Consider the following 15,408-nt stretch of genomic DNA (forward strand, 5'->3'; position numbering starts at 1 on the left):
GGATCTTCGCAGCCTCGGCGAATCAACGGGCGCGGCGGGCTTCTCGACTGCACAAGCCTGGCTTCGCAGGCTCGCGCCTGACAAGGTGGCCTGCTCGGCCAGCACTACAAGGTGGCTTGCTCGGCCAGGTAGCGACTGACAACCGGGTCGTGCGCGCCGAGGTGGAACTGCAGGCGCTGCGCGCGCAGGCCCGCGTCCGCGGCAGTGAATCGCTCCTGACGGCGCAGGTGTTCAACCCAGTTCTCGTCAACAAAATATTCGACGTAGCGGCCCACCCGCTCGCTGTCACGGAACAGGCCCCAGGACAGCGCGCCCTGCCTCAGCCGTGCGCGCTTGGTGTCCTGCATCACCCGCGCGAATTCGGCCGCCCGCGCCGGGTCGATCAGGTACTCGACGGTGACCATCACCGGACCTTCGTCGGGATCGATGTCAATGGCCGGGTTCGGTGCGCTGAATGGCTTTGCGCGGCTGTGGTCCTCAGCGGCGCTGGGCAGCTCGCGCTTGCGCACCACCGCCAGCACCGCCAAGCCGAACAGCGCCGAGGCGGTCAGGCTCCAGCGCACGCCCAGGTGCTCGGCCACCTGGCCCCACAGCGCCGAGCCGGCCGCAGTGCCGCCCATCAGCGCCATCTGGTAGATCGCCATGCCGCGGGCGCGCACCCAGTCGGGCAGCGCCATCTGGGCGGCCACCGTCAGCGTGTTGGCGGTCGAGATCCAGGCCATGCCGGCCACGAACATGGCCAACATCGCCACGGCTGGATGCGGCGCCACCACCACCAGCAGGGTGGCCCCGGCATGCGCAGCCGGGCCCCAGGTGATGAAGCGCGAGGCATCGAAGCGGGCGCGCCAGCGCGGGAACAGCATCACCGCGGTGATGGCGCCCGCGCCCTGGCAGGCCAGCAGCGCGGTGAACAGGTGCGCGCCGCCGCCCAGCAGCCGCGCCACCAGCGGCAGCATCGACAAGAGCGCGGCCGAATGCAGGAAGAACAGGAAGATGCGGGTGAGCACGCCACGCAGCCGCGGCGACTGCCAGACGTGCTGCGCGCCCACGCGCATCGCGCCGACAAAACGTTCGCCCGGCAGCGCGCTCTGGCGCTTCTGCTGCGACTGCCAGCGCAGGATGATGACAAAGGCCAGCAGCGACAGCAGCGTGTTGGTGACGAACACCCAGGCACTGCCAAACGAAGCCAGCAGCACGCCGGCCAGGATGGGGCCGATGATGCGCGACAGGTTCATCGCCACGCCATTGAGCGCCAGTGCGCCGGCCAGGTGATGCGGCGGCACGACCTCCGGCACGATGGCCGCGAATACCGGCCAGCGCAGCGCCAGGCCAATGCCGTTGGTGAAGGTCAGCAGCAGCAGCAGGCCGGCGTTCATGCCGTCCGCCAGCGCCACGACCGCCAGCACTGCGGCATTCAGCCCGACCCACAGCTGCGTGGCGGCGAAGTAGCGGCGGCGGTCGAGCAGGTCGGCCAGCGCACCGCTGGGCAGGCCCAGCAGGAAGACCGGCAGCGTGGACGCGGCCTGCACCAGCGCCACCATCGTGGTGCTGGTGCTCAGCGTGGTCATCAGCCAGCCGGCCGCCACGTCGTTCATCCACATGGTGATGTTGGCCGTCAGCCAGGCCAGCCACAGCATGCGGAAGACCGGCACCTCCAGCGGCGCCAGCGCCGAGCTGCGCATCGGCACCGGCGGCGTGGCTTCCTGCGGCAGCACGGGGCCTGGCGCGCCGGCGGCGGCCTCGGCCTCCAGTTCGGCTCCGAGTTCGGCAGGCACCGGGGACGCCGGCACTTCCGGCGCGATGGCCGCAGCCTCCACGGCGGCTTCTACCGGGCCCGGTACCTCCGTCTCGGTCCCCAGCGGCAGCCTGGCCTGGGGGTCGCTGTCATCTGGCGGTGGAACTTCACGCATGGGCACACGCAATCATCGCGGAAGGACCGCCTGAACAAAAAAGCCCCGCCGAGCGTAGGGCTTGGCGGGGCCATCAGAGGTACGGGTCATCACGGACCCGCCACACCGCAGCGAAGCGGTAGGCGTGCTGTCATCAGTCTTCCTGGAAGGCTTCTTCGCGCTTGTTCTTGATGGACGGCAGCATCACGACCACGATCATCAAGGCCGCGGCGATCAGCAGGCCGGCCGACAGCGGACGCGTCATGAAGGTGGCCCAGTCACCACGCGACAGCAGCAACGCACGGCGCAGGTTCTCTTCCATCATCGGTCCGAGGATGAAACCCAGCAGCAGCGGCGCAGGCTCGCAGCCCAGCTTGTAGAACAGGTAGCCGACGAAGCCGAACCCGACCGCCATGTAGACGTCGAAGGTGTTGTTGTTCAGCGTGTACAGGCCAATGCAGCAGAAGGTCAGGATGGCCGGGAACAGCAGGCGGTAAGGCACGGTCAGCAGCTTGATCCACATGCCGATCAGCGGCAGGTTCAGGATCACCAGCATCAGGTTGCCGATCCACATCGAGGCGATCAGGCCCCAGAACAGCTCCGGGTTGCTGGTCATGACCTGCGGGCCGGGCTGGATGCCCTTGATGGTCATCGCACCCACCATCAGCGCCATCACCGCGTTGGGCGGGATACCCAGCGTCAGCATCGGGATGAAGCTGGTTTGCGCGCCGGCGTTGTTGGCCGACTCGGGACCCGCCACGCCGCGGATGTTGCCCTGGCCGAACGGCACTTCGCCCTTGCGGCCGCGGGTCTTCTTCTCCAGCGTGTAGGCCGCGAACGAGGCCAGCAAGGCACCGCCACCCGGCAGCACGCCGAGGATGGAACCCAGCGCGGTGCCGCGCAGCACGGCGGGCCAGGCGTCCATGAAGTCCTGCTTGGTCGGCCACAGGCCCTTCACGTCCTTGGTGAAGACTTCGCGGTGCTCGGCCGGCTGGCCGAGGTTGGCGATGATTTCACCGAAGCCGAACACACCCATCGCGATGGTCACGAAGTTGATGCCGTCGGTCAGCTCGGCAATGTCGAAGCTGTAGCGCGGCGTGCCGGAGATCACGTCGGTGTTGATCTGGCCGAGCAGCAGGCCCAAGAGGATCATGCAGATCGCCTTGACCAGCGAGCCCGAGGCCAGCACCACCGCACCGATCAGGCCCAGCACCATCAGCGAGAAGTACTCGGCCGGGCCGAACTTGAAGGCCAGTTCGGTCAAGGGCGGCGCGAAGGCCGCGATGATGATGGTGCCCACGCAACCCGCGAAGAACGAGCCCAGGCCGGCCGCGGCCAGCGCCGCACCGGCGCGGCCCTTGCGGGCCATCTGGTAGCCGTCGATGGCTGTGACCACCGAGCTGGATTCACCCGGCACGTTGATCAGGATGGCAGTGGTCGAACCACCGTACTGCGCGCCGTAGTAGATGCCGGCCAGCATGATCAGCGCGGGGGTGGCGTCCAGCGAATAGATGGACGGCAACAGCATCGCGATGGTCGCGACCGGGCCCAGGCCGGGCAGCACGCCAATCAGCGTGCCCAGGATCGCGCCGAAAAACGCGTAGGCCAGGTTCGTCAGCGTGAAGGCCGTGTGAAAGCCGATGCCGAGGTTTGAAATCAGGTCCATGACTGCAACTGCCCTTTCAGCCGCCCAGGCCGAACACGGTCGGCCACAGCGGAATGATCAACTTGAGGCCGAGCACGAAAACGGCCCAGGACATTGCGGTCAGCACCACGGCGTTCAGGATGGCGGCACGCCAGCTGAACTCTTCACTGGCCAGGCTGGAGATGATCACCAGCAGCGGCAGCGAGATGAACATGCCCAGGCGCTCCAGCGTCAGGCCGAAGACAAACACTGCGGCCAGGATGACGAGCAGCGGCCGCCAGGCAAAGCTGCCGACCGGATCGCCGTCGGCCGACTCGATGGTCAGCGCCTTGAACAGCACCACGCCACCCAGCACAGCCATCAGGATGCCGAGGCCAAACGGGAAGTAACCCGGACCCGGGCGGGCCGAACTGCCGAAGCTGTATTCAGTGGCGCCCCAGGCGAAGGCAATGCCCACCGCCACGAACATCAGGCCGGACCAGAAGTCCTTCTGACTCTTTATCTTCACGAGATCTCCTCCAATGACAGGTTCCCGACAGATTCTAGGCAGCGAGCCATGACAGGCCGCTGTGGAATACACGTAAGCCCAATGCCTAGACCGGGACCCTTCGACAAGCTCAGGGCGAACGGTGTGGGGGCGCCAGACGAGTCACTTTCCCCGTTCGGGCTGAGCCACCTTCCAGGTTCGGGCTGAGCCGCCTTTCCCGTTCGGGCTGAGCTTGTCGAAGCCTTGTCAGGTCGTCGCGTGCGGCCCTTCGACAGGCTCAGGGCGAGCGGATTCGCTGAGGGGGCTCAACCCTCCCAACGCGGGGTGGAACGCAGCACTTCTTCCAGCGTGGTCACACCTTGTGCGACCTTGTTCAGGCCCGCCAGGCGCAGCGGCTGCAGGCCTTTTTCCAGTGAACGCTGGCGCAACAGCGCCGGCTCCAGGCGTGGGTGAATGGCTTCCTGGTGGGCCTGTTCCATCACCATCAGCTCGTACAAGGACGAGCGGCCACGGTAGCCGGTGCCGCGGCAGACCTGGCAGCCCACGGCCTTGTGCGGGCGCAGCGGGCCGGCCAGTTTGAAGGGCTTGGCCTGGTCCTGCAGCATCTCGGGCGTCACCAGCGGGTCCGGCACGGCGCAGGCCTTGCACAGCGTGCGCGCCAGGCGCTGGGCCAAAACGCCCACCACGGTGGCCGAGATCAGGTACGGCGGCACACCCAGGTCCACCATGCGGGTGATGGCCGAGGGCGCGTCGTTGGTGTGCAGCGTCGAGAAGACCAGGTGGCCGGTGAGCGCGGCCTGGATCGCCATCTCGGCGGTTTCCAGGTCGCGGATTTCGCCGACCATGATGATGTCCGGGTCCTGCCGCATCAGCGCCCGCAGGCCTTCGGCAAAACCCAGGTCCACTGACGGCTGCACCTGGGTCTGGTTGAAGCTGGGCTCGATCATCTCGATCGGGTCTTCCACCGTGCAGACGTTGACCTCGTCGGTCGCCAGCTTCTTCAGCGTGGCGTACAGCGTGGTCGTCTTGCCCGAGCCTGTCGGGCCGGTGACCAGGATGATGCCGTGCGGCCGCTCGATCAGGCCGCGCCAGCGGCTGGCCTCGTCGGCCGAGAAACCCAGCGCGTCGAAGGGCTTGTTGGCAGCGGTCGGGTCGAAGATCCGCATCACCACCTTCTCGCCAAAGGCGGTGGGCAGCGTGGACAGCCGCATTTCGACCTCGCCCTGCCCGTCGGGACGGCGGGTCTTGATGCGGCCGTCCTGCGGCCGGCGGCGTTCGATCACGTCCATGCGGCCCAGCAGCTTGATGCGCGCGGTCATCGCCGCCATCACCGTCTGCGGCACCTGGTGCACCGTGTGCAGCACGCCGTCAATGCGAAAACGCACCGCGCCGGTGTCGCGCCGCGGCTCCAGGTGGATGTCGCTGGCGCGCTGCTCGAAGGCGTATTGCCACAGCCAGTCGACGATCTGGATCACGCCCTGGTCATTGGCGTCCAGCGTGTCCTTGGACTTCAGGTCGACCAGGGCCTCGAAGTTGTTCGAGGCGCCACTGTCGGCGCTGCTCTTGCGGGCCACGCGCACGCTTTGCGCGAGCTGGTAGAACTCGGCGGTGAAGCGTGCCACTTCGTCGGGCGAAGTCAGCACCAGGCGGATCTTGCGCTTGGTGTGGGCCTCGATCTCGGCCACCCAGTCGACCGCAAACGGTTCGCAGGTGGCGATGGTGATCTCGGTTGGCCCCACTGCCACCGGCAGCGCGCGCCGGCTCTCGGCATAGGCCTGGGACATGACCTCCTGCACCCGGCTGGCTTCCACACGCAGCGGGTCGATCTTCAGCACCGGCAGGTTGAAGCGCTGGCCCAGCCAGGCGGTCAGCGTCTCGACGGTCAGCTGCTGCTGGTTGCGCGCGTCCACCAGGCCGGCACCGCCCAGGCGCAGCAGCGGATGCAGGCTGGAGCCCGCCTGGCCGAAGCGCCGCACCAGGCGCTCGGCCTCCTCTGTGCTGAGCGCGCCATCGTCGCGAAGCCACTTGAGCAGGTGGCGCATGTCCAGCGGGCCGCGCGGGGCGGCGGCGGGACGGTCAGCGGCGCGGATCGGAGCGTTCATCAATGGCTAGCAGGCAAGGACATCATCAGCTGGCAGGCCCGGCCAGCAGGGCTGGGTCGAGTGGCCGCACCATGCGCAGCCATTTGCGCGCCGGCAGGCCGAAGCGGCTTTCGATGTTAGCGGCGCGCGCCGTCAGGGTCTCGCGGTCCGGCACCTTTACATGCCGGGCCGCGACGACCACCGTGTTGCCCTCCTGCGTGGGCCGCAGGCTCCAGACCTGGTCCAGCCCGAAGACGCGGGCAATGCGCGCGGCGCTGCGCTGGAAGCTGGCGTGGCGGCCGAACAGGTTGACGGTCATCAGCCCGCCTTCGTCCAGCACGTCGCGGCAGGCGGCATAGAAGGGCTCGTCGTCCAGCACCGGCTCGGCGGCGTCGTGGTCGTAGAGGTCCACGTTCAGCACCTGCGCCGTGTGGCGGTTGGCCGGGTCCAGCACCCAGCGTGCGGCGTTCTGGTTCACCACGCTGAGCTTGGCGTCGTCGTCCGGCAGGCGGAACCAGAGACGGCAGGCCTGGATGACGGACGGGTTGATCTCCACTGCAGTCGTCTTCATGCGCAGCACCTTGTGCGTGAAGCGGGTGATGGCTGCGGCGCCCAGGCCCAGCTGCACGCTGTGGCCCTCGGTCACCTCCTCTTCCGGCCGCCACAGCAGCCAGGCCATCATGCGCTGGATGTACTCCAGCTCCAGCTGGTTGGGCTTGGAAATGCGCATGGCGCCCTGGATCCAGATGGAGTCCAGGTGCAGGAAACGCACGCCGTCATATTCGGACATCGTGGCGCCGACCATCTCGGGCTCGGCAGCGGTGTTGGTTTTCTTGGAAGGCATGAAGACTAGGGTTCGATCAGGCCGCATTCGGCAAACACCCGCCGCCAGGCGGCCAGCTTGCGTTCGAAAGACCAGGAGGCATTGGCCGGGCTGGTGGAGGGCAGCTTGAACACCGGCACGCCGAAGCTGGCGGTGAAGCGCTGCGCGCGGGCCGATTCGCCGCCGTTGTGGGCAATGCCGCGCAGCAGCGGCAGCGTGGGGATGAGGCTGGCGAAGTCGTTGAACTCGGCTTGCTGGATCGCACTGTCCAGGCTGCCTTCGCGCTCGCAGGCGGCGTACACGTCCCAGATGCCCAGCCCGCGCTCGCGCACGGCGGCCAGCCGGTCTTCGTAGGCCATGGCCTTCAGGTCCAGCCCCAGCAGTTGGCCGACGATGGGCCAGAACTGGTTGCGCGGATGGGCGTAGTACTGCGCCGCATCCAGCGAGGCCACGCCGGGGAAACTGCCCAGCACCAGCAGTCGGGTGCGGGTGTCGGTCAAGGGAGCAAAGCCAGCCAGCATCGCGGCATTGTCCATGCGAATGGCGCAAGCCCCGGGGCTGTCCTGCAGACGGGGGATGGTGCGCCCCGCAGCCACGCCGGACACTGCGCAAGCCGCAACATCAGGACGCCCGCCATGCCACTCGCACGCCTCGCCGAACTTCGTCTGCCGCGCCCTCCCGCAGCGCGCGCGATCTCGCGGCTGAGCGTGGTGTTGGCCGTGCTGTTCTGCGCGGGCACGCAGGCCGTCGAGCTGCCACCCGTGGCGCCACCGGGCAACCTGGTCACCGACTACCCCGGCGCCCGCGTGGCCGACCCATACCGCGCGCTCGAAGACCTCAGCTCGCCCAGCACCCAGGCCTGGGCCGCGGCGCAAGCCGCCTACACCCGCACCCAACTGGACGCCCTGCCCGGCCTGCAGCCGCTGCGCGAGCGCATCCAGGCGCTGGACGCCAACCGCAGCCCGGCCATCGTCTCGCTGGACATTGCCCGCAGTGGCGCCTGGTTCTACCTGAAGCGCGAGCCCGGCGCGCGCGTGGCCAAGCTCTACACCCGCGCCAGTGCCAGCGCGCCCGAGCGCCTGCTGCTGGACCCGGAGAAGTGGGAGAAGCAGACGGGCGTGGCCCACTCGATCAACAACATCGCCGCCTCGCCGGATGGCAGGCACGTGGCCGCCGTCGTCTCCAAGGCCGACGCCGAGCTGGGCGACCTGCGCGTGTTCAGCACCAAGGACGGCCGCGACGAAATGCCGCCGGTGCCCGGCATCTGGGGCGAGATTCCCGGCATGTGGCTGCCCGACAGCCGCGGCCTGATCTACATGCGCGGGGCCGACGCGCTGACCCCGGGTGGTGCCGCCTTCGGCAAGATGCAGGCCCACCTGCGCCGCCTGGCCGGTGGCGAAGACGCCTTGCTGCTGGGCGCAGGCCAGGCAACAGCGGCCATGGGCCCGCAGATCCGCGAACGCGACTGGGTCTGGGCCGACAGCCAGAGCAACCCCGGTTTTGCCGTGCTGCAGCTGAGCGACGGGGTGGGCGCCAATGCCCGCGTGATGTTCGCGCCGCAAGAGGCGCTGCTGAAGCCCACTGCGGCGGCCGCCTGGCAGACCTTGTTCGGCGAGGACATCCGGGCACGCGGCGTGACGCAGCAAGGCCCGTGGGTCTACGCCCGCAGCGCGCAGGACGCGCCGCGCTACCAGGTGCTGCGCTACGACCTGCGTGCGCCGACTCAGCCGCCAGTGGCCGTGGTGCCGCAGCAAGTGGGCGTGATCGACGAGATCACTGCCGTGCAGGACGGGCTGTACTACATCGTGCGCCAAGGCTCGGTCAGCAAGCTGTACCGGCTGCCGCATGGTGCGGGTGTGGACAAGGCGGCCCAGGTGCAACTCCCGTTCGAGGGCGCGGTGTCATTCCTGGGCGCGCAACCGCACCGGCCTGGCGTGGTGGTCACGCTGCAAGGCTGGACCAAGGCGCTGCAGGCCTACGTGGTGCAGGACCTGCGCGCCACGGCCAGCCCGCTGATCCCACCCGACCGCAGCGGCATCGGCCAGGATTGGGTGTCGGAAGAAGCCACCTGCACAAGCCACGACGGGGTCGAGGTACCGATGTCGCTGATCTACAAAAAGGGCTTGGCCAAGGACGGCAGCCACATGACCGTGCTGGACGGCTACGGCGGCTACGGCATGGCCGAGACGGCCTACTTCAACCGCAAGCTGGACCCGTGGCTGCAGCGCGGCGGCATCTGGGTGGACGTGAAGCCGCGCGGCGGTGGCGCCTATGGCCACGAGTGGTACCAAGCCGGCGTAGGCGCCACCAAGCCCAACACCTGGAAGGACATGATCGCCTGCGCCAAGGCGGTGGTCGCGCGCGGCTACACCCGCAAGGACAAACTGGCCATCATCGGCACCAGCATGGGTGGCGTGGCCGTGGGCCGGGCCATCACCGAGGCGCCGGAGCTGTTTGCCGCCGCCGTGGTGCGCGTGGGCATCACCGACAGCGTGCGCTTCGTCGAAGCCACCGATAACGGCCCGAATCACGAGCTGGAAATGGGCTCGGTGAAAACCGAGGCCGGCATGCGCCAGCTGCTGGCCATGAGCACCTACGAACACGTGCAGCCCGGCACGCGCTACCCGGCCGTGCTGTTCACCACGGGCATGAACGACAAGCGCGTGGCACCGTGGATCTCGTTCAAGACCTTCGCCCGTTTGTCCGCTGCCACCGCCAGCGGCGCACCGGTGCTGCTGCGGGTGGAGACGGCCGGCGGCCACGGCGTGAGCCAGACGGCCGAGCAGCGCAACGCCGAACTGGCCGACGTGTTCGCCTTCCTGGCCTGGAACCTCGGCGACCCTGGCTTCCAGCCCGCCACCAGCATGCGGCCGACCGCGACAGCCGCGGTGCCTGCCTCGGCGCCGAACTGAAGCCTCAGCCAGCCATCAGGGCGGCCAGCCGGGGCAAGGCCGCAAAGGCGTTGGCCCGGGTCTGCGCCGCGGCCTGTTCGGTGGTCCAGCCTCGCAGCTCGGCCAGCGTCTGCGCAATGCGCGGCAGCTCGGCGGGCTCGTTGCGGCCGGTCACCTCACCCGCGGCGCGCTGCTCTGCCGTGCGGTAAAGCCAGTGCGGCGGAATGTCGGGCGCGTCGGTTTCCATCACCGGCGCCGTCTCGGGCACGGCCACCAAGCGCTCGCGGATCTGGTTCGCGCGCTCGAAGGTCATCGCGCCGCCAAAGCCCAGGCGCAGGCCGCGTTTGACGAACTCGTCCGCCTGCTGGGCGCTGCCGTTGAACGCATGGGCAATGCCGCCCACGCCCTCGAAACGCCGCAAGCCTTTGAGCACCGCGTCCGCCGAGCGGCGCACATGCAGCAGCACCGGCAGGCCCGCGGCACGCGCCAGCTTCAGCTGCGCCCAGTAGAAGCGCTCCTGCTTCTCGCGGTCCAGCCCGGGCACGAAGTGATCCAGCCCGATCTCGCCGACGGCCACCAGGCGCGGGTCGCCGGCGTGTGCCTTCAGCGCCGCGGCCAGCGTGTCAAGGTCGGCCTCGTTGGCCTCGTCCACGCACAGCGGGTGGATGCCCAGCGCGTAGCTCAGCAGGTGCCGGTGCGCCAGCTCGCGCACGGTGTCGAAGTTGGAGACCGCCACCGCCGGCAGCACCAGCATGTCCACGCCTGCGGCCCGCGCCCGCGCCACCACAGCATCCCGGTCCGCGTCGAACTCGGGCGCGTCCAGGTGACAGTGGGTGTCGATCCACATCGTGGGGGCCTAGACGCCTTCGGTTTCAGGCTGCAGCAAACGCCCGGCCTCCATGCGCAAGCTGCGATCGCAGCGCGCGGCCAGCGCCGCATCGTGGGTCACCAGCACAAAGGCCAGGCCACGTTCGCGGGCGCGTTGCAGCATCAGCGCGAAGACCTTGTCGGCCGTGTCGCGGTCCAGGTTGCCGGTGGGCTCGTCGGCCAGCACGCAGGCCGGCTGGCTGACGAGCGCGCGCGCCAGCGCCACGCGTTGCCGCTCGCCGCCAGAAAGTTCGGAGGGCCGGTGCAAGACCCGCTCGCCCAGGCCAACCTCCGTGAGTGCGGCACGCGCTGCATCCCGCGCCTGAGGCGTCGGCACGCGACGAATGCGCAGCGGCATCGCCACGTTGTCCAGCGCGCTGAACTCGGGCAGCAGATGGTGGAACTGGTAGACAAAGCCCAGATGCTGGTTGCGCCAGCGGCCTTGCTGCGCGGCGTTCATCGCGTCGAAGCGCTCGCCCATCAGCGTCACGCTGCCGCCGGTCGGCGCGTCCAGTCCGCCAAGCAAATGCAGCAGCGTGCTCTTGCCGGAACCGGAAGCGCCGACGATGGCCAGCGTCTCGCCAGCGCGCACCTGCAGGTCAACGCCGCGCAGCACCTGCACGTCCAGCGGTCCTTCGATGAAACGCTTCTTGAGGCCTGCGCACTGCAGCGCCACATCACCTGGCCGGACTGCCATCTTGGGTTCATTCATAACGCAGGGCCTCGGCAGGATTCACGCGGCTGGCGCGATAGCTCGGGTACAGCGTGGCCAGGAAGGACAGCACCAGCGAGATGACAGCGATGGGCATGATGTCGCCCCATTGCGGGTCGCTGGGCATGCGGCTGATCAGGTAGATGCTGCCGGGCAGGAAACTCACGCCCAGCAGGTGCTCGATGAAGGGCACGATCACGTCGATGTTGAAGGCCACCAGCAGCCCAAGGCTGACGCCGGCAAAGGTGCCGATCACCCCGGCCGCGGCGCCCTGCACGACGAAGATGCCCATGATGGACCCCGGGCTTGCGCCCAGCGTGCGCAGTATGGCGATGTCGGCCCGCTTGTCGGTCACCGTCATCACCAACGTGGAGACCAGGTTGAAGGCCGCCACCGCGACGATCAGCGTCAGGATGATGGCCATCATGCGTTTTTCGATCTGCACCGCGTCGTACCAGGCGGCGTTGGTGCGCGTCCAGTCGCGCACCAGCACCTGCGGTCCCAGCAGGCTGGACAGCTGCACGCCGACTTCGCGTGCCTTGTGCACGTCGTTCAGCCGCAGCTGCACACCGGTCGGCCCGTCCCGGCGGTAGAGCTTGGCCGCATCGTCCAGGTGCACCAGCGCCAGCGCACTGTCGTATTCGTAGTGGCCCACGCTGAACACGCCCGCCACGGTGAACTGCTTGAAGCGCGGCGCCACGCCAGCCGGCGTCACCTGCGCGCCCGGCGCGATCAGCGTCACCGAGTCGCCCACGCGCACTGCCAGCAAGCGCGCCAGCTCAGCCCCAAGGATGATGCGCCAGGCGCCCGGCTGCAGTTGGTCCAGCGTGCCGTCCTTCTTCAGCTGCGAGGCCAGGTCGGTCACGCCGCCCTCGTCGGCCGGCGACACGCCGCGCACCACCACGCCCCGCATGTCCTCGCCACGCGCCAGCAGCGACTGCGCCGCGATGAACGGTGCTGCAGCTTTCACCTCCGGCAGCGTCTTCGCCTTGTCGGCCAGCACATGCCAATCCGGCAGCGCATTGTCAGTCGCCGAATTCAGCTCCACATGCGGAATGGCCGCCAGCATGCGGTCCCGCACCTCCTTCTGGAAGCCGTTCATCACGCTGAGCACGATGATCAACGCCGCCACGCCCAGCGCAATGCCGATGACCGAGACAAACGAGATGAAGGAAATGAAGCCATTGCGGCGCCCCGCCCGGCCCGCACGCGTGTAGCGCCAGCCAACCTGCCATTCGTACGGCCAGGCCGACCCGGAAAGAAGTGAACTCATGGGGCGGATGCTACCGGAGGCTGCATCCCGCCCCGCCGGTTCAATGCAATGGCATCACCTGAAGCGCTGGCGTGACCATGCCCTGCGCCTTCCTGGCGCTTGCTGCGCGTGACCGCGTGGCAAGGCTGTTCATGACCTCATCTGGCAGGCTCATCGCCACCACGCCTCGCGGCCCGACGACGAACACGCTGCGGTCGCCTGGCGCCACCGTGATGCTTGCGCCATGCTGGCAACTTTCACCGGCGGCAAGCGCCGCAGTGCAGCCCACGGCAGCCGGCAGGGCCAGCCTTGACACGACAGTCTGCGTGCCAATCGCCACGACGGAAAGCGTTGGCTCTGTCGCACGTGCGCCATCCGCAGTGTCGGCAACGCGGTAGCTGTAGATCAGCGCAGCCTGACCGTTGCCTGAGATTCCGTAGCCTCCCGCCACGTGCATGCTCGGCAGCAGTGCCGCCAGCGCAAAGCCGCTGCCGGCATTGGACCAGGGTGCCATGCGAATCACGCCGTCGTCGCTGATGGTCCAGCCGACCTGGTCGGCGACGGCCACGACCCGGCGCCCGGCCGCCAGGCTGCCTGCCTCCAGCCGCGCCTTGTCCAGACCCTTGTAGAGCGTGATGCGGCCATTGGGATAGCTCAGCGCGAGCGAGCCGCCCTGGGCACTGCGGGCGATGCTGGCGCCGCTGCTGGACTCCCCGACATTGCCCAGGTAGTCGCTGCCCGGGTCGCCAAGGCAGCTGTGGGACGCCAGGTCCGTTCGGCCAAAATCGTTTGAAGGACAGCCTGCCAGCCAGCTCACACCGTGTCGAGTGGGCCAGGTGTCGTCAGAAGCCGCCGTCAACGCCCGACCATCGGCCGCATAGGCCAGGCCACTGCTGCCGGGTACCGTGGCGCTATCGAAGACATCGTGACCCCATTCGGTGGACAGACTGGATTGGCGCAGCACGGCCAGCGTGGCCGGATCAAGCGCCGTCACCGCATGAGCGCCAACGGCATAGATCGCCGCTTCGTCAGGCGAAGGCACCGCGTCCAGCAGTTGGGCAAGCGCCTGCTTCTTTGCACTGCGCCATGCGGTGTCATGAGGCCAGCGCCAGAGCGCGCCGCCGCCGGTGAAGGTCAGTGCGGTCAAACCGGGCAGGTACGACGCTGGCCGGTAGCTGCCAAACGGCAACGCGAGATGGCCAGAGGGCACCTGCGGCGGTGCCACGGCCTTCAGCACGCGCTGGGTCACGCCCAGCGGCGAAGTGGCCTGGATCACCACATCGCGCCCAGCCACCACGCCATCGATGTCCAGCGCGATGACGCTCACGTCGCCGGCGAAGCGGGTATCGCTGAGCCGCTGCGCATTGCTCAATGTGGCGCCCTGCACGCTCAAGACGCCTGCGCCCAACACCCCGCTGTCGCTCAGCACCATGCCGTCCAGGTACACGCGCGCACTGCTGCCGGTCAGCACACCGGGAGAGGCCTGGTCGAAGCGCGGCAGGAAATTCTGGACCGTGACCGGCACACGGACCGCACTCACGCCGGCCTGGTCGAGCTGGACACTCAGCCCTGCCTCGACCTGCCAGCCGGTGGCAGGGAACTTCGATGGATCCACCTCCACCTGAAGCGGGTCCACACCGGTGATGCCATCGGCACGCAGCACCTTCAGCCAAGGCTGATCCGAGCTCACATGCCAGCCAACCGAGCTGCCCTCGGGCGTGGCAATCTGGGACTGCAAGCGAAGGTTGGCAGGCTGGGTCTGGGCATTGATGCGCAGTCCGCCGAATTCGGGATTCTCAAGCAGCAGAGCTGGCGAGACCTGCACCGAGATTTCCAGTTGGTCCTGCCCGCCAAGCGGGCCGGCGTCCGCGGCAATCGTGGCGTAGTAGGTAAAGCCTGCTTCGAGTTGGGTACCGTCCACGGTGAATTCGTATTCGTCTTCGCTCACCAGGTGCAAGTTGGTGATGTGAGCATCGCCCGAGACCTGCAACGGGCCCACCAGGTCCGTCCACGTTGGCCGCTGCAGCTTGAAGCGGTAGACCGGCTGCGTCTGGGCCTTGATCGTCACATTGAGGAACTCCGGCGCCAGGCGCAGCGGCAGTTCGCCGCCCGCCGGTGCTTCCACCACATAGCTCAGATCCACGCTTGCGCTGTAGCGATCATCGGAGGTGCCGTAGACCTCCGCATGCATCTGATAGCTGCCGGCCGGCATCTGCAGCGTCCGCACATCCAGCAAGCCGTCGTGCAGCGACAGCTCGAAAGCCCCATACGCGCCGCTTTGCCTCAGCGCCAGCTCGCCCGCCTCGGGCACGAGACTGAGCGGGAGCGACTGACTCGGCGCGGGGTCACGGCCGGTGCGTCGCATTGGTTGGGCCGTCGCAATCTGCAGGTTCGGCTTGACCTCCACGTGCAGTGGGAGATGGAATGGACTGCCGGCCAGTTGCTGCTTGCAGTCTTCATCCCAGCAGGCGTAGAGATCCAGTGTGCTGTCGTACTGGCCAGGCGCAATCGCGTCGCCCAGCAGCAGCGTGGCGGACAACAGATCGCCCGAGACATCCATCGAGCCGTCCTTGACCAGGCCTTGAGACTCGCCCAGGCGCAGGTAGACCGGCTCGGTGCCCTGGTACGACATCGTGGCTTGGACCAGCACGGAGTCGCTCCGGCCCGCAATCAGCGTGGTGCTGACCGCGGGTTGCGCAAACGTCACCGAGAACTTGTCAGGCGACGATGCCGGGTTGCTGCCTCCGCCCCCGCCACCGCA

The 15,408-nt window shown here is 68.2% G+C and carries 11 protein-coding genes; 1 reads left to right on the forward strand and 10 read right to left on the reverse strand.

Annotated features, from left to right (window positions below):
- Positions 1–104 precede the first annotated feature (104 nt).
- The 6 genes from LRH25_RS11520 to LRH25_RS11545 all read right to left on the reverse strand — a co-directional run bounded on the left by LRH25_RS11520 (position 105) and on the right by LRH25_RS11545 (position 7,461).
- The gene (locus LRH25_RS11520; RefSeq protein ID WP_375142166.1) at positions 105–1,910 is read right to left on the reverse strand and encodes an MFS transporter; all 1,806 of its coding nucleotides are present in this window, start codon (positions 1,908–1,910) and stop codon (positions 105–107) included.
- Positions 1,911–2,043: 133 nt separating this feature from the next.
- A complete protein-coding gene (locus tag LRH25_RS11525; RefSeq protein ID WP_141289147.1) occupies positions 2,044–3,555 on the reverse strand; it encodes a tripartite tricarboxylate transporter permease in 1,512 nt (503 codons plus the stop codon).
- A 16-nt stretch (positions 3,556–3,571) separates the two neighbouring features.
- On the reverse strand, positions 3,572–4,042 hold the full coding sequence (locus tag LRH25_RS11530; RefSeq protein WP_141289145.1) for a tripartite tricarboxylate transporter TctB family protein: 471 nt from the start codon (positions 4,040–4,042) through the stop codon (positions 3,572–3,574).
- Between the two features lie 284 nt (positions 4,043–4,326).
- Positions 4,327–6,123 carry a GspE/PulE family protein gene (locus LRH25_RS11535; RefSeq protein ID WP_141289143.1) on the reverse strand — a complete coding sequence of 599 codons (1,797 nt, stop codon included), beginning with the start codon at positions 6,121–6,123 and terminating at the stop codon, positions 4,327–4,329.
- Between the two features lie 25 nt (positions 6,124–6,148).
- On the reverse strand, positions 6,149–6,946 hold the full coding sequence (locus LRH25_RS11540) for a spermine/spermidine synthase domain-containing protein (protein ID WP_141289141.1): 798 nt from the start codon (positions 6,944–6,946) through the stop codon (positions 6,149–6,151).
- Positions 6,947–6,951: 5 nt separating this feature from the next.
- The gene (locus LRH25_RS11545; RefSeq protein WP_141289139.1) at positions 6,952–7,461 is read right to left on the reverse strand and encodes a DNA-deoxyinosine glycosylase; all 510 of its coding nucleotides are present in this window, start codon (positions 7,459–7,461) and stop codon (positions 6,952–6,954) included.
- 99 nt (positions 7,462–7,560) lie between these two features.
- On the opposite strand from LRH25_RS11545, the gene LRH25_RS11550 reads away from it, so the two are divergent.
- Positions 7,561–9,837, forward strand: a complete 2,277-nt coding sequence (locus LRH25_RS11550; RefSeq protein WP_231011185.1) for a prolyl oligopeptidase family serine peptidase — start codon at positions 7,561–7,563, stop codon at positions 9,835–9,837.
- A 4-nt stretch (positions 9,838–9,841) separates the two neighbouring features.
- On the opposite strand, the gene LRH25_RS11555 is transcribed toward LRH25_RS11550, so the two are convergent.
- From LRH25_RS11555 to LRH25_RS11570, 4 genes are read right to left on the reverse strand one after another with little or no spacing between them, the layout of a single operon-like run.
- Positions 9,842–10,663, reverse strand: coding sequence for a TatD family hydrolase (locus LRH25_RS11555; protein ID WP_231011186.1), 822 nt, complete (start codon positions 10,661–10,663; stop codon positions 9,842–9,844).
- Positions 10,664–10,672: 9 nt separating this feature from the next.
- Complete coding sequence (locus LRH25_RS11560) at positions 10,673–11,380, reverse strand: ABC transporter ATP-binding protein (protein WP_231011187.1); 708 nt, start codon at positions 11,378–11,380, stop codon at positions 10,673–10,675.
- A 7-nt stretch (positions 11,381–11,387) separates the two neighbouring features.
- Complete coding sequence (locus tag LRH25_RS11565) at positions 11,388–12,668, reverse strand: lipoprotein-releasing ABC transporter permease subunit (RefSeq protein WP_141289479.1); 1,281 nt, start codon at positions 12,666–12,668, stop codon at positions 11,388–11,390.
- Positions 12,669–12,708: 40 nt separating this feature from the next.
- Positions 12,709–15,354 carry a hypothetical protein gene (locus LRH25_RS11570; protein WP_231011188.1) on the reverse strand — a complete coding sequence of 882 codons (2,646 nt, stop codon included), beginning with the start codon at positions 15,352–15,354 and terminating at the stop codon, positions 12,709–12,711.
- Positions 15,355–15,408 lie beyond the last annotated feature (54 nt).

This window comes from Ideonella azotifigens (assembly GCF_021043325.1).
In the GTDB taxonomy this organism is placed as follows: domain Bacteria; phylum Pseudomonadota; class Gammaproteobacteria; order Burkholderiales; family Burkholderiaceae_C; genus Ideonella; species Ideonella azotifigens.

Coding starts and splice junctions, on each gene's coding strand:
- LRH25_RS11520 (WP_375142166.1), bottom strand. CDS start 1,910: ATGCGTGAAGTTCCACCGCCAGATGACAGCGACCCCCAGGCCAGGCTG.
- LRH25_RS11525 (WP_141289147.1), bottom strand. CDS start 3,555: ATGGACCTGATTTCAAACCTCGGCATCGGCTTTCACACGGCCTTCACG.
- LRH25_RS11535 (WP_141289143.1), bottom strand. CDS start 6,123: ATGAACGCTCCGATCCGCGCCGCTGACCGTCCCGCCGCCGCCCCGCGC.
- LRH25_RS11540 (WP_141289141.1), bottom strand. CDS start 6,946: ATGCCTTCCAAGAAAACCAACACCGCTGCCGAGCCCGAGATGGTCGGC.
- LRH25_RS11545 (WP_141289139.1), bottom strand. CDS start 7,461: ATGGACAATGCCGCGATGCTGGCTGGCTTTGCTCCCTTGACCGACACC.
- LRH25_RS11550 (WP_231011185.1), top strand. CDS start 7,561: ATGCCACTCGCACGCCTCGCCGAACTTCGTCTGCCGCGCCCTCCCGCA.
- LRH25_RS11555 (WP_231011186.1), bottom strand. CDS start 10,663: ATGTGGATCGACACCCACTGTCACCTGGACGCGCCCGAGTTCGACGCG.
- LRH25_RS11560 (WP_231011187.1), bottom strand. CDS start 11,380: ATGGCAGTCCGGCCAGGTGATGTGGCGCTGCAGTGCGCAGGCCTCAAG.
- LRH25_RS11565 (WP_141289479.1), bottom strand. CDS start 12,668: ATGAGTTCACTTCTTTCCGGGTCGGCCTGGCCGTACGAATGGCAGGTT.